Genomic DNA, 13,869 nt, shown 5'->3' with positions numbered 1-13,869 from the left:
CCTATTTATGGTAATCTGGATCACGGAAATGTGTTTTATAAAAGATAGTGACCAGATACAGAACAAAAAGAATGTTTTGTACAGTTATCAGGGTTGTCATATTTTGGCCAAATAATCCCAAAATAAGTGTAATCAGAGTTGGTAATCCTAAACAGTTCAAGATAAAATGGTAGCACTCTTTAAAGGTTCTAAATGAAAAGAGGCGTGATTTCTTAGTGATATAAAGGAGAAGACTAGCCCCCAGAGAGACGATAAAGAAATTCAAACCAAAGAGGAAGCTAGCACCGAGAACTAGGAAGAGACTGATATAGACACGATTCTGCTGGTACCAGTCTTTAGAAATTGCTTGGGTCAAGCTGTCTTTACTTTTGAAACTCTCAGTCTCAATCGCTCGGTAAGAGACCCGGGTCAGTTCCTTGCTTTCCTTGCTGATGACTAGCTCATTCGTATCGAAATGCAGTTGCAAATCCTTCGGTAATTCCTTGCTTTGACTTGGACCGATTAAAAGAGAAGGGGCTTGACTAGCTGTTCCTGTATAAGTTAATTTACCATCAACAATTGCAGCATGTTCAGAGAGATCCTGGACAACCTCATCTGTCAATGGTTCATAGACATTATCGATAAAGGTTTCTAGCGGATAAGTTTCCTGGGAGCTGTTTTGGATGGCAATGGGTACCATAGACAAGCTGATCAGGAAGATGCTGGTAAAGAGCAGTTGAAACCAGTTGAGCCCGAAACGTTTGGATAGGGGCTTACGAAATCCCCAAATACTTGAAAAATAGGAAAATGGATATGGAAGCATAGGTATCTTTCTAAAAGGTGTTTTCTATATGAGTATTATTATATAGAGAAATGCGCTTTATTTCAAGTCTAGGAGAAAAATTGCTTGTTGCAAGGATAGTTTTATAGTCACAAGATCCAAAATGAAAAAGGGTGGCGGGGATATATTATCCCTTGTCGCCACCACTTGTAAGTCCTGAAACAAAGTTCTTTTGTAGGAAGAAGAAGAGAATACTGATTGGAAGGGCGATGAGGATAGCACCTGCTGAGAAGTAGGCAATCTTCAAGTTCTTCGCATTGTTGACGAAGGTTTGGAGACCAACGGCAACAGTGAAGTATTCTTTCTCACGAAGCAAGAAACTAGAGAGGATGTAGTCCCCGAAAGGTCCCATGAAAGCCCAGAGAGCTTGTACGGCAACCATTGGGCGAACAAGTGGAAGAACAATTTGCCAGAAGCGGCGGAAGTGTCCTGCACCGTCTAGTTTTGCAGATTCGTCTAGAGACATTGGTACTGTATCGAAGTAGCCTTTCATGAGCCAAGCATTCATCGGGATACCTCCACCAACATAAAGGAAGATGAGGAACCAGCTGTGGTTAAGGGCGTTCAACATAAGCGCCATAACGAAGAAGGCTGTCAAAGCGGCCATGGTTGGCACCATTTGGATAATCAAGAAGAAGACCAAACTTTGTTTACGAGCCAAGAAGTTGTAACGGCTGTAGGCATAACCAGCAAGTACGATAATACTTGTTTGAACTGCCATGGTAACCAAGGCGATGATCAAGGTATTGAGATACCATGTACCGTATAGGGTTTCAGTAAAGAGTCCTTTAAAGTTATCAAAATTGAAGTTGATGTTCGTATCGAGTTTAAAGGCTGCGACGTTACCTGCTTTAAAGGCTGACATGATGGTAATCAATAGTGGATAGATGATGATAATTGATAGGCCGATCAAGTAGAGATAAGTAAGGGTTTGAGTCAGTCTACGTTTGAGTTTAATTGAGTTATTCATCTTAGACGTCCTCCATATCAAATGCGTGTAGTTTCTTGAATGCGATCATAGAGATTGAGATGACAATGATAGAGATAATCAAGGTAACAGCTGCCGCCATTGAGTATTGAGGAGATGTACCTGTTGTCAAACGGTAGATCCATGAGATCAAGATATCAGTTGAACCAGCTCCACCACCGACACTACCAGGTCCTCCACCATTGAAGAGGTACATGATAGAGAAGTTGTTAAAGTTGAAGGTGTATTGACTGATCAAAGTAGGTGCCGCAACAGCTAAGATCATTGGGAAAGTGATGTTGCGGAATTTTTGCCAAGCATTGGCACCATCAATATAAGCTGCTTCGTAAAGGTCGTTAGGAATAGATTGCAAGATACCCAAAGTCAAAACGTAGATGTATGGGAATCCAAGCCAACCTTGCATCATAATCAAGGCAATCTTAGTCCAAGTTGGGTCTGTTTTCCAAGGAATAAGAGCACCATCAAGGAAAGGAAGGAATTTAGCCAAGATTGGCAATACTTGAGTGTTGATAGCACCAACACTATCGTTAAACATGTTTGAGAATGTCAAGATAGTGATGAAGGCTGGAACAGCCCAAGGAAGAAGGAAAATAACACCAAAGATACGTTTTCCTTTGATAAATGGTTGGTTAGCAATGATAGCTGTGAAGATACCAATCACGATCTGTAAAGTTGAGGCAGATAAAGCCCAAATGATAGTCCAAGAAAGAACGGCACCAAAGGCTGAACGGAAGGTACTCAAGCTCCAGATGTTTGTGAAGTTAGTTAAACCAACCCAGTCCAACAATTTGTTTGGTGGCAAGTGTTGGAAGTCATAGTTGGTAAAGGCAATCATCAAGGTTACGATAACTGGGAAGATAATCGCAAAAGTCATGGCAACATAAGATGGAATGATCAAGAGGTAAGGGAAGCCATTTTCATAGATTCCTTTGACCATTTCTTTAAAAGTAAGAGCTACTGGTATGCCATTGTTAATGTGTTTGGCAGTTGTATGTGCATCTTTGATATTTGCGAAATAAAAGAGTACATAAACGACTACAAAGATTAAATGGAAGGCACCACGAATCAGCATAAAGAGGGAATTATCACGACCTGGTTTGTCACCAAGAGTGATAAGATTGCTCAATTCAGGGGCTGCAAGTGCTAGGAAGTAGAGGACAAATACAAGGGTTACACCAAGGAAGATAAAACCTTTGGCTTTTTGTTTATTGTAAATCTGTCCTAACCCAGGAATGATAGACAGCAGGGCTGCTTTACTAGGTTGTTGCTTTTCCATAATAACTCCTTTCATAGGATACTGGTTTCTAGTTAAAACCCAAACTATATATGTTTTCTATTGATAAATTCAAAGGGGGATTTGAATTCCACCCCCCTTGAACAAATTTTTTTATTCACCAAATTTTTGTTTGATTGTTTCTTTGATCAATGTTACAGCATCGTTAGCAGCTGTTTTCGCATCTTTCTTACCACTTACAGCATCGAAGAGCATATTTTTCGCTGGATCCCAAACTGCAGACATTTGAGAGATGTTTGGCATTGGTTGAGCGTTCTTGAACTGTTTGATAACAGCTGTTGTCAACTCATCGTTTTTACCTTCAGCGTATGAACGAGCCTCAGTGTTAGCTGGGATTTCGTTAGTTTTATCGTATAATACTTTTTGTTGTTCAGTTGAAACAAGGAAGTCTACAAATTTTTGAGAAGCTTCAAGGTTCTTAGTGGCTTGAGGGATGACCCAAGCTTTACCACCACCGAAGGCAGCATATTCTTTTCCATTTGGAAGAGTAGGGATAGTCGCAACACCGTAGTTTACTTTAGCATCTTTAAAGGCTTGAGCTTTCCAAGGTCCGTCGATGATAGCAGCTGTTTTACCTTCTTGGAAATGAGTTTGAATTAAGTTTCCAGAACCTTCTGTATCTTGCATACCTTTAGGCCATTTTTCATACCAAGATTTAGCGTAGTTGATACCTGTAATTGAACCTTCGTTTGCAAGACCGATATCTTTAGGATTTTTACCGTTATCGCCAAATACATAAGCTCCGTTACCAGCAAGAAGTCCGTATGCATAGTAGAAGTTTGTCCAGTCAGCTAGGAAGGCAGTAGTTTTGCCGTCTTCACCAGCGAAGGCATATTTGCTATCTTTAGCAAGGTTTTCTAAGTCAGCAAAAGTTTTTGGAGCTTCTTTTATCAAGTCTTTGTTGTAGTACATAACTAGTGACTCGATAACGGCTGGAGCACCGTAAACTTTACCGTCAGCAGCTGTTACAAGAGATTTAGTTTTATCATCTGTTTTAGCGCTGTCGCTCAATTTCACTTCTGAAAGTTGTCCGTCAGTACCGAGGCTACCTACACGGTCGTATGGAGCCATCATAATGTCAGGGACATTACCAGATTGGTTGTCAAGAGAAAGTTTATCAAGACCTCCTAGAGCATCACCAGTTTTAAGAGTGACTTTTACTCCAGTTTCTTTTTCATAAGCTTTAGCAACTTCTTCAATATAGCTCTTATATCCCTCGTCTACATATACAGTGAGTTCTTTCGCTTCAGATGAACCAGAAGCAGCAGGTTTATCAGCAGTTTTGCTTCCGCAAGCTACCAAAAGCAAGCTAGCGAGTGTAGCAGTTCCAAGCACAGCAGCGCTCTTCATGAATTTAGATGACATAGTGTATTCCTCCTAAAGAATAACAAATTTTATAATGAGGAAACGCAAACGTTTTCCTTTACGGGACTAGTATAACACAATCGGAAAGCGGTTGCAAGTGTTTTTTGTAAAAATTTTAAAAAAATTTCACGAAAAGGGTAAGCGTTTTATTTGTTTATAATAGTAGAAAATCTAAAAATCGCTTTTGTTTTATTTTTTTTTAAAAAAATTGAGAAAACGATTGCCTAATTTACAAATGGAAAGCAGGGAGGATTCTCACTTTATTTTTGCTTAATGAGATAAGTGAAACCCTTATTCCTATTTTGTTTGTTTCCTGAAAGAATATATATACGAGTAAGAAGAAAAAATTTTAAAAAAATAATCAAAAAAGTTATCTAAAACCGCTTGCATTTATCAAGAAAATAAGCTATACTAGTAATAGCGCAAACGTTTGCGTTCATAAAAATGTAATATCTAACTATAAACACATGAGGTGCTTATTATGAAAAAACGTCAAAGTGGTGTGTTGATGCACATTTCTTCTCTTCCAGGAGCATACGGAATCGGATCATTTGGTAAAAGTGCTTACGACTTCGTTGATTTCTTGGTTCGCACAAAACAACGTTACTGGCAAATCCTTCCACTAGGAACAACTAGTTACGGAGACTCTCCTTACCAATCTTTCTCAGCCTTCGCAGGGAACACTCATTTTATCGATTTAGATATCTTGGTGGAACAAGGCTTGTTGCAAGCAAGTGACCTTGAAGGGGTTGACTTTGGTAGTGATGCGTCTGAAGTTGATTATGCGAAAATCTACTATGCACGTCGTCCTCTTTTAGAAAAAGCGGTAAAACGTTTCTTGGAAGTGGGAGATGTTAAAGATTTTGAGAAATTTGCTCAAGACAACCAATCATGGCTTGAACTCTTTGCAGAGTATATGGCTATCAAAGAGCATTTTGATAATCTTGCTTGGACTGAATGGCCAGATGCAGATGCTCGTGCTCGTAAAGCTTCAGCACTTGAAAGCTACCGTGAGCAATTGGCAGACAAGTTGGTTTACCACCGTGTGACTCAATACTTCTTCTTCCAACAATGGTTGAAATTGAAAGCTTACGCTAACGACAACCACATCGAAATCGTTGGAGACATGCCAATCTACGTAGCGGAAGATTCAAGCGATATGTGGGCAAATCCACATCTCTTTAAGACAGATGTTAACGGTAAGGCGACTTGCATCGCAGGATGCCCACCAGATGAATTTTCTGCAACTGGTCAGCTTTGGGGTAACCCAATCTATGACTGGGAAGCAATGGACAAAGATGGTTACAAATGGTGGATTGAACGCTTACGTGAAAGCTTCAAAATCTACGACATCGTTCGTATTGACCACTTCCGTGGTTTCGAATCTTACTGGGAAATCCCTGCTGGTTCCGATACAGCAGCACCTGGTGAGTGGGTGAAAGGTCCTGGCTACAAGCTTTTTGCAGCCGTTAAGGAAGAGCTTGGTGAGCTAAACATCATCGCAGAAGATCTTGGTTTCATGACAGACGAAGTTATCGAATTGCGTGAACGTACTGGCTTCCCAGGAATGAAGATTCTTCAATTTGCCTTCAACCCAGAAGACGAAAGTATCGATAGCCCACACTTGGCACCTGCTAACTCAGTTATGTACACAGGAACACACGATAACAATACGGTCCTTGGTTGGTACCGTAACGAGATCGATGATGCGACTCGTGAATACATGGCGCGCTACACTAACCGTAAAGAATACGAAACAGTGCCACATGCTATGCTTCGTACAGTCTTTTCATCAGTTAGCTTCATGGCAATTGCAACTATGCAAGATTTGCTAGAATTGGATGAGGCAGCTCGTATGAACTTCCCATCTACCCTTGGTGGAAACTGGTCTTGGCGTATGACTGAAGATCAATTGACACCAGCTGTCGAGGAAGGCTTGCTTGACTTGACAACAATCTATCGCCGAATCAATGAAAATTTGGTAGAATTAAAGAAATAATACAATATCAGGAGACACCTTAAACATGTTATCACTACAAGAATTTGTACAAAATCGTTACAATAAAACCATTGCAGAATGTAGCAATGAAGAGCTTTACCTGGCTCTTCTTAACTACAGCAAGCTTGCAAGTAGCAAAAAACCAGTTAACACTGGTAAGAAAAAAGTTTACTACATCTCAGCTGAGTTCTTGATTGGTAAACTTTTGTCAAACAACTTGATCAACCTTGGTCTTTACGACGATGTCAAAAAAGAACTTGCAGCTGCAGGTAAAGACTTGATCGAAGTTGAAGAAGTTGAATTGGAACCATCTCTTGGTAATGGTGGTTTGGGACGTTTGGCTGCCTGCTTTATCGACTCAATTGCTACTCTTGGTTTGAACGGTGACGGTGTTGGTCTTAACTACCACTACGGTCTTTTCCAACAAGTTCTTAAAAATAACCAACAAGAAACAATTCCAAATGCATGGTTGACAGAGCAAAACTGGTTGGTTCGCTCAAGCCGTAGCTACCAAGTACCATTTGCTCACTTCACATTGACATCAACTCTTTACGATATCGATGTACCTGGTTACAAGACAGAAACTAAGAACCGCTTGCGTTTGTTTGACTTGGATTCAGTTGATTCTTCAATCATTAAAGATGGTATCAACTTTGACAAGACAGATATCGCTCGCAACTTGACTCTTTTCCTTTACCCAGATGATAGTGACCGTCAAGGTGAATTGCTCCGTATTTTCCAACAATACTTCATGGTTTCAAACGGTGCGCAATTGATCATCGAAGAAGCAATCGAAAAAGGAAGCAACTTGCATGACCTTGCAGACTACGCAGTTGTACAAATCAACGATACTCACCCATCAATGGTTATCCCTGAATTGATTCGTCTTTTGATTGCTCGTGGTATCGAACTTGACGAAGCAATCTCAATCGTTCGTAGCATGACTGCCTACACTAACCACACAATCCTTGCTGAAGCTCTTGAAAAATGGCCTCTTGAATTCTTGCAAGAAGTGGTTCCTCACTTGGTACCAATCATCGAAGAATTGGACCGTCGTGTGAAAGCAGAATACAAAGATCCAGCTGTTCAAATTATCGATGAGAGCGGACGTGTTCACATGGCTCACATGGATATCCACTATGGATACAGTGTAAACGGGGTAGCAGCACTCCACACTGAAATCTTGAAGAACTCTGAGTTGAAAGCCTTCTACGACCTTTACCCAGAAAAATTCAACAACAAAACAAACGGTATCACTTTCCGTCGTTGGCTCATGCATGCTAACCCAAGACTGTCTCACTACTTGGATGAGATTATTGGAGAAGGTTGGCACCATGAAGCAGATGAGCTTGAAAAACTCTTGTCTTATGAAGACAAAGAAGCTGTCAAAGAAAAATTGGAAAGCATCAAGGCTCACAACAAACGTAAATTGGCTCGTCACTTGAAAGAACACCAAGGTGTGGAAATCAATACAAACTCTATCTTTGATATCCAAATCAAACGTCTTCACGAGTACAAACGCCAACAAATGAACGCTTTGTACGTGATTCACAAATACCTTGACATCAAAGCTGGTAACATCCCTGCTCGCCCAATCACAATCTTCTTTGGTGGTAAAGCAGCTCCAGCCTACACAATCGCTCAAGACATCATCCACTTGATTCTTTGCATGTCAGAAGTTATTGCTAACGATCCAGCAGTAGCTCCACACTTGCAAGTAGTTATGGTTGAAAACTATAATGTTACTGCAGCAAGCTTCTTGATCCCAGCATGTGATATCTCAGAACAAATCTCACTTGCTTCTAAAGAAGCTTCAGGTACTGGTAACATGAAATTCATGTTGAACGGAGCTTTGACTCTTGGTACTATGGACGGTGCTAACGTGGAAATCGCTGAGTTGGTTGGTGACGAAAACATCTACATCTTTGGTGAAGATTCAGAAACTGTTATCGACCTTTACGATAAAGCAGCATACAAATCAAGCGAATTCTATGCTCGTGAAGCTATCAAACCATTGGTTGACTTCATCGTTAGCGATGCAGTTCTTGCAGCTGGAAACAAAGAGCGCTTGGAACGTCTTTACAATGAATTGATCAACAAAGACTGGTTCATGACTCTTCTTGACTTGGAAGACTACATCAAGGTTAAAGAGCAAATGTTGGCTGACTACGAAGACCGTGACGCATGGTTGGATAAAGTCATCGTTAACATCTCTAAAGCAGGATTCTTCTCATCTGACCGTACAATTGCTCAGTACAACGAAGATATCTGGCACTTGAACTAAGATACAAATTTATACTAATACATTTTGAAAAAAAGCGAGTTTCGGTTGAAATTCGCTTTTTTGAATGTTTGACTAGAAATAGACCTCAGATACTATGTTGAGAGAATCATCTATAGAATTGTAGTTTACAACTATTCGTTATAATTATTTTTATCTGAAAATTTCAAGAAAGTGTGTTAAAATGAGAACGTATACAATTTGTTATTTGAATATCAAATTAGAATTTAAAGAGGCTTATTATGAGTAATTTGGAAATAGGGAAACGGATTCGTACCTTACGGACTGAAAAAGGATTGAGTAGGGAAGCTTTTTGTGGAGATGAAAAGCATCTTACTGTTCGTCAGTTGGCCAGAATTGAAACAGGCAATAACTTGCCCAGCTTAGCAAAACTAGACTATATAGCTGAGGTGTTAGGAGTTCCGATGTTTCAGTTAATTGATGAAGGCATGATAATTGTTCCCAAAGAGTATTTAAAGCTAAAAACGAAGTTAATTCGTCAATCTATTCATGGAGATGAAGAAAAAGTCCACCAGCGTGAGGCTATCTTTGAAGATATTCAGGAACATTTTTATGATAAACTCCCTGAGGATGAGCAAGTAGCAGTTGAGGTTCTACAAGCTATTGATGATGTATATGTTTCCGAAAATGTTGAATTTGGAGAGGGCTTGATTGAGGAATATTTCAATCAAACTTTGCTACAAACGGAGTATTCTGTAAATGATTTATTGATCTTATATTTATATTTTTTATCAAATGCTATTAGTTTTAAACGAAATGATGACGTTTTAAAAAAAGTAAGAAATAACATCGTGACCATAATTGACTGTTCAGATAACACTTACATGCATCTACTACAGAGAGTATTAATTGCAATACTGTTGTATCAATTGAGGAACGAATATTACGAAGATATCTCTGTCATTTTTAGTTTTCTAAGAGAAATTATGATGGAAATTCAAGATTCAAACTTAAAACCAACGGTAGACTACTTGGAAGCTAAATATTACCTATACGGGGAAAAAGATAAAGAAAAAGCCCTACAATACTATGAAAAAGCTATCAATGGGGCAGAATTTTTTAATGATATGAATTTCAAAAATCGAGTGATAGAGGAGAGAAAAGAAGAGTTCCCTGATATGTAAAAAAACTCTTTGTTCATTATGAAGGGATGCTGATAGGCAACATGGGGAGCTTTGTTAGTAAGAATTTAATATATTTGAAATAATAGATATTAACAAATAGATAAGTACTTTTATTTTTGTGTGCAAAAGTCTATTTATAGAGGAATGAGATGAAAAATTTGGAAATAGGGAAACGAATTCGTACCTTACGGACTGAAAAAGGATTGAGTAGAGAAGCATTTTGTGGAGATGAAAAAGAACTTACTGTTCGTCAGTTAGGTCGAATTGAAACTGGAAATAATTTGCCCAGTTTAGCGAAACTAGACTATATAGCCAAAGTATTGGGAGTTCCAATATCTCAGTTAATTGACGAGGGCTTACTAATTGTTCCTAAAGAGTATTTAAAACTAAAAACGAAATTGATTCGTCAATCTATTCATGGCGATGAAGAAAAAATCCGCCAACGTGAGGCTATCTTTGAAGATATTCAGGAACGTTTTTATGACCAACTTCCTGAAGATGAGCAAGTAGCAGTTGAGGTTTTACAAGCCATTGATGATGTATATGTTTCTGAAAACGCTGAGTTTGGAGAAGGATTGATTGAGGAGTATTTTGAGCAGTTACTTTTAAAAACAAATTATGATACTAATGATTTATTAATTTTACACTTATATTTCTTAAAGTGTACTTTGAATGCTAAGCCAATTGATAATGTATTTAAAAATATCTATTCTAACATCTTGGAGCAAACTAATTTCTCTGATGCCAACAATATTCATTTGATTCAAAGGGTTATTGTATCAATTGTTTTATATCACTTTAATATTGAATATTATGATTTAATGCCTCAAACGCTAAGTGTTGTACGAGAAATAATAGATGAAATACAAGATTTTGCTTTACTACCTACAGTAGATTTTTTTGAAGCCAAATATTATATTCATACCAATCAGAATAAAGATCTTGCTTGGGACTACTATAATAAAGCAATAAACGGTTCGGAATTATTAAATGATAAATCATTTAGGGATCGAGTGATAGAGGAAAAAAATAAGGATTTTCCATAATTTCAATTTAAAAACAGGACATAAATGTCAGTGGACATAAATGTCCTGTTTTTTTACTCTCGTAAGGTATATACTGTTATTGTAAATAAGTTAAGCAGAACGCAATGCTAGAAACATTCCTATTTAATGGGATGGAGATTAGCAGATGGGAGGAAAATATGGTAAAAACAATTAACTATTATATGGATGAAAAGTTTGTCAAGAAGGACTATCTGATTATCAAAAATAGTCTCGATAGCAGACGCCTATGTAAAGTAACACTTGATGAGAAGCTACTAAAATTAGTTCTTTTACTTCCATATGAAATGAGAGAAATCAAAATGGACTCCAACTTAAAGCCTAGAATTAGAGTTGTTGACATAACCGATGGGAGTGAGTGAAGTTTCTAAAATACAATTTATCATTAGAAAGAGGTAATACAATGATTAAGGTAGAAAGAGTTACAAAGCGATTTGGAGATAATATTGCTTTAAATCAAATTAGTTTTTCAATAAACGAAGGAGAAATTTTTGGATTCCTAGGTCCATCTGGTTCAGGGAAAACAACAATGATCAATATTCTGACAGGACAGCTACAGGCTAACAGCGGAAAGACAGAATTATTAGGGAAAGATTCTCAAAAATTACTTCCGTCAGATTTTGAAGAGTTAGGTTTAGTAGGTGACACAAGTGGTTATTACGAAAAATTAAGTTTGTACAATAACTTGTTGCTATTTGCAAGACTATACGGAGTTTCAAAATCTCGAATTGAAGAAATTCTAAAACAAGTTGGTCTGTATGATAGTAAAGACACTCCAGCTGAGAAACTTTCTACAGGAATGCGTCAACGAATGCTTTTAGCTCGTGCTTTAATCAATTACCCTAAAGTTCTATTTTTAGATGAACCTACAAGTGGGTTAGATCCCACCACCTCAAAGAAGATTCACAAATTACTACAGGAGTTAAAGGAAAGAGGAACAACCATTTTCTTAACTACTCATGATATGAATGAGGCGACTTTATTATGTGATAACCTAGCTCTTTTGAATAAAGGTGATCTTATTGAACAAGGAAGCCCAAGCGAAATTATCCAAAAATACAACACGGAAAAAAAAGTTGCAGTAACTTATAGTGATTCGACTAAAAAAGTAGTGCGATTCGAAGACTTGCAGCAAGAAGATTATAAAAAAATAATGACGATTCACTCATGTGAACCAACTTTAGAAGACATTTTTATTAAATTGACAGGAGAAAAATTAGATGTTTAAGAGAATTTTAGCCCTTATCTGGTTGAGGACACAAGTATTATTAACAAATAAAAACACTTTGGTACAGGTAGTATTCCCATTCTTTATGGTTCTACTCTTCCAAAATTTTATGAATACAGATGGCACTCAAGGGAAAGCACTATTGTATAGTTCTTTAACAATGGCATTCTCATTTTCTTCTGGTTCAATGATTTCAAACTCTATTGCAGAGGAAAAAGAAAAAAGAATTTTTAAAACTCTCATTTTAAGTGGGGTTCGCCGTGGAGAATATCTTATTTCCGTTTTGTTTTATCCTGTAATCTTTGCCTTGGCTTCAGTTATTTCTTTCCCTATTATGGTTGAAGTGGATTTCGCAAAAGATTATCCTGTATACCTTGTAGTAGCTTCTCTGGTAGCATTATGTACAATTCTCTTAAATCTAGTAATTGGAGCTATTTCAGAGACACAAACGCAGGCTCAGGTTTATGGTTTGATTCCAATGCTTGGTCTTTCATTCTTACCGATGTTTTCTCAAGTTAGCTCAGAGGTTAAGAAATTTATGGACACAACCTTCTTAGGAGCTTATGTAGATTTCTTTAATAAACCAGATTTCAAGTTGAATTTTGACAGTTTGGGGATTACTTTTGCTTGGGTTGTAGCATTACTTGCCCTTAGTTATTGGGGATTAAAAAATAAAAAAAGAGTACAGTTTGGGAAACTAACAATTAATCAGCTTCGAAAACTAACTTTTTTTAAAGCTTAGTTTAAAACAATAAACCAGCGCTTAAAATGCTGGTTTTTACTGTCTTTCATTCTTATGTTTCTTCGTAGTTGAACACCTCATATTTATTGTATTCGCTTACATAAGGTGTTATAATATAATTATAAGAAAGAGGGTGTTTTTATGATATATACAAAATTGGTGTTGTTTATTACCTTTCTTGTAATAAGCTTGTTACCTGATAAGATTTTTGGAAAAAATAAAAAAATTTGGAAAATAGTTCTTGCAATATTGATGGCGGCGACAGCATTATCATTTATGTACTAAGTTATTTTAAGAATGTAGGGTTTATTTTGGATTTTATTTATAATTTTGACCTGCCTCTATATAGGTAACTACGATTTGTTTCCTCTCAATCATCAAGAAATCTCTTTTCGTGGTAGTTTATGGGGTTTGGTACTGGCCTTATATCACTTACTGTTTATTTGAATGCTGTGGATTTGGGTCAATCTTGTCCAAAAACAGATAAATCCTAGATACAGTGAAGGTTTAGAAATGCTGGTTTTTACTGTCTTTCATCCTCATGTTTATTCGTAGTTGATCACCTCATATTTCTTGCATACGCTTACATCGAGTGTTATAATATAATTGTAGGAAAGAAGGTGTTTTTATGTGGAAAAAATATTTTTCAAAATATAAATGGACGGATTTATTTTGGATTCTATTTGTTATTTTAACATGCCTATTGGCGGGTAATAGTAATCTTTACCCCCTTACCCATCAAGAAATCTCTTATCATGGGTGCTTATCGGGAATTACACTTGCCTTATTTCACTTGCTATTTATTGATAAGTTTGTTATTTCGAATCGAAAATAAAGATTAGAACTCAGAATTGGTAAATTTCCTAAATTTTTCGGATAGATAGTTTAAAAATTGAAATTTAAAACCGCAGATCTTCTTGAAATGCGGTTTTTTGTATATGCC

The 13,869-nt window shown here is 37.3% G+C and carries 12 protein-coding genes; 8 read left to right on the top strand and 4 right to left on the bottom strand.

Annotated elements, in window-relative coordinates; all coding sequences use genetic code 11:
* Position 1: 1 nt before the first annotated feature.
* The 4 genes from ABKJ27_RS08845 to ABKJ27_RS08830 all read right to left on the bottom strand — a co-directional run bounded on the left by ABKJ27_RS08845 (position 2) and on the right by ABKJ27_RS08830 (position 4,467).
* Entirely contained in the window at positions 2–802 is an 801-nt protein-coding gene (locus ABKJ27_RS08845; protein WP_410011706.1) for a DUF1189 domain-containing protein, read from the bottom strand.
* Positions 803–947: 145 nt separating this feature from the next.
* A complete protein-coding gene (locus tag ABKJ27_RS08840) occupies positions 948–1,790 on the bottom strand; it encodes a sugar ABC transporter permease (protein WP_410011705.1) in 843 nt (280 codons plus the stop codon).
* Between the two features lies 1 nt (position 1,791).
* Complete coding sequence (locus ABKJ27_RS08835; RefSeq protein WP_020902369.1) at positions 1,792–3,084, bottom strand: carbohydrate ABC transporter permease; 1,293 nt, start codon at positions 3,082–3,084, stop codon at positions 1,792–1,794.
* 111 nt (positions 3,085–3,195) lie between these two features.
* A complete protein-coding gene (locus ABKJ27_RS08830; RefSeq protein ID WP_261044098.1) occupies positions 3,196–4,467 on the bottom strand; it encodes an extracellular solute-binding protein in 1,272 nt (423 codons plus the stop codon).
* A gap of 481 nt (positions 4,468–4,948) precedes the next feature.
* On the opposite strand from ABKJ27_RS08830, the gene malQ reads away from it, so the two are divergent.
* The 8 genes from malQ (at position 4,949) to ABKJ27_RS08790 (ending at position 13,761) form a co-directional block, all read left to right on the top strand.
* Complete coding sequence (malQ, locus tag ABKJ27_RS08825) at positions 4,949–6,466, top strand: 4-alpha-glucanotransferase (protein WP_000747274.1); 1,518 nt, start codon at positions 4,949–4,951, stop codon at positions 6,464–6,466.
* Between the two features lie 25 nt (positions 6,467–6,491).
* On the top strand, positions 6,492–8,750 hold the full coding sequence (glgP, locus tag ABKJ27_RS08820; RefSeq protein WP_410011704.1) for a glycogen/starch/alpha-glucan family phosphorylase: 2,259 nt from the start codon (positions 6,492–6,494) through the stop codon (positions 8,748–8,750).
* 239 nt (positions 8,751–8,989) lie between these two features.
* Positions 8,990–9,892 (top strand): helix-turn-helix domain-containing protein, encoded by a 903-nt coding sequence (locus ABKJ27_RS08815; protein ID WP_410011703.1) that lies wholly within the window; start codon positions 8,990–8,992, stop codon positions 9,890–9,892.
* Positions 9,893–10,041: 149 nt separating this feature from the next.
* Positions 10,042–10,938 carry a helix-turn-helix domain-containing protein gene (locus tag ABKJ27_RS08810; protein ID WP_410011702.1) on the top strand — a complete coding sequence of 299 codons (897 nt, stop codon included), beginning with the start codon at positions 10,042–10,044 and terminating at the stop codon, positions 10,936–10,938.
* Between the two features lie 158 nt (positions 10,939–11,096).
* Positions 11,097–11,318, top strand: a complete 222-nt coding sequence (locus tag ABKJ27_RS08805; RefSeq protein ID WP_410011701.1) for a hypothetical protein — start codon at positions 11,097–11,099, stop codon at positions 11,316–11,318.
* Positions 11,319–11,359: 41 nt separating this feature from the next.
* Positions 11,360–12,184: an ABC transporter ATP-binding protein gene (locus ABKJ27_RS08800; protein ID WP_023948448.1), complete on the top strand. Its 825-nt coding sequence runs from the start codon at positions 11,360–11,362 to the stop codon at positions 12,182–12,184.
* Positions 12,177–12,926 carry an ABC transporter permease gene (locus tag ABKJ27_RS08795; RefSeq protein WP_410011700.1) on the top strand — a complete coding sequence of 250 codons (750 nt, stop codon included), beginning with the start codon at positions 12,177–12,179 and terminating at the stop codon, positions 12,924–12,926. Before ABKJ27_RS08800 ends, ABKJ27_RS08795 begins: the two co-directional genes overlap by 8 nt.
* A gap of 628 nt (positions 12,927–13,554) precedes the next feature.
* A complete protein-coding gene (locus ABKJ27_RS08790; protein WP_045606609.1) occupies positions 13,555–13,761 on the top strand; it encodes a membrane protein in 207 nt (68 codons plus the stop codon).
* Positions 13,762–13,869: the final 108 nt, after the last annotated feature.

Source organism: Streptococcus sp. KHUD_011, assembly GCF_046352925.1.
Taxonomy (GTDB): Bacteria; Bacillota; Bacilli; order Lactobacillales; family Streptococcaceae; genus Streptococcus.
The sequence above is the reverse complement of the archived record's forward strand: the minus strand, read 5'-3'. Positions and strand labels throughout refer to the sequence as shown.

Coding starts and splice junctions, on each gene's coding strand:
- ABKJ27_RS08840 (WP_410011705.1), bottom strand. CDS start 1,790: ATGAATAACTCAATTAAACTCAAACGTAGACTGACTCAAACCCTTACT.
- ABKJ27_RS08845 (WP_410011706.1), bottom strand. CDS start 802: ATGCTTCCATATCCATTTTCCTATTTTTCAAGTATTTGGGGATTTCGT.
- ABKJ27_RS08815 (WP_410011703.1), top strand. CDS start 8,990: ATGAGTAATTTGGAAATAGGGAAACGGATTCGTACCTTACGGACTGAA.
- ABKJ27_RS08800 (WP_023948448.1), top strand. CDS start 11,360: ATGATTAAGGTAGAAAGAGTTACAAAGCGATTTGGAGATAATATTGCT.
- ABKJ27_RS08790 (WP_045606609.1), top strand. CDS start 13,555: ATGTGGAAAAAATATTTTTCAAAATATAAATGGACGGATTTATTTTGG.
- malQ (WP_000747274.1), top strand. CDS start 4,949: ATGAAAAAACGTCAAAGTGGTGTGTTGATGCACATTTCTTCTCTTCCA.
- ABKJ27_RS08830 (WP_261044098.1), bottom strand. CDS start 4,467: ATGTCATCTAAATTCATGAAGAGCGCTGCTGTGCTTGGAACTGCTACA.
- ABKJ27_RS08805 (WP_410011701.1), top strand. CDS start 11,097: ATGGTAAAAACAATTAACTATTATATGGATGAAAAGTTTGTCAAGAAG.
- glgP (WP_410011704.1), top strand. CDS start 6,492: ATGTTATCACTACAAGAATTTGTACAAAATCGTTACAATAAAACCATT.
- ABKJ27_RS08835 (WP_020902369.1), bottom strand. CDS start 3,084: ATGGAAAAGCAACAACCTAGTAAAGCAGCCCTGCTGTCTATCATTCCT.
- ABKJ27_RS08810 (WP_410011702.1), top strand. CDS start 10,042: ATGAAAAATTTGGAAATAGGGAAACGAATTCGTACCTTACGGACTGAA.
- ABKJ27_RS08795 (WP_410011700.1), top strand. CDS start 12,177: ATGTTTAAGAGAATTTTAGCCCTTATCTGGTTGAGGACACAAGTATTA.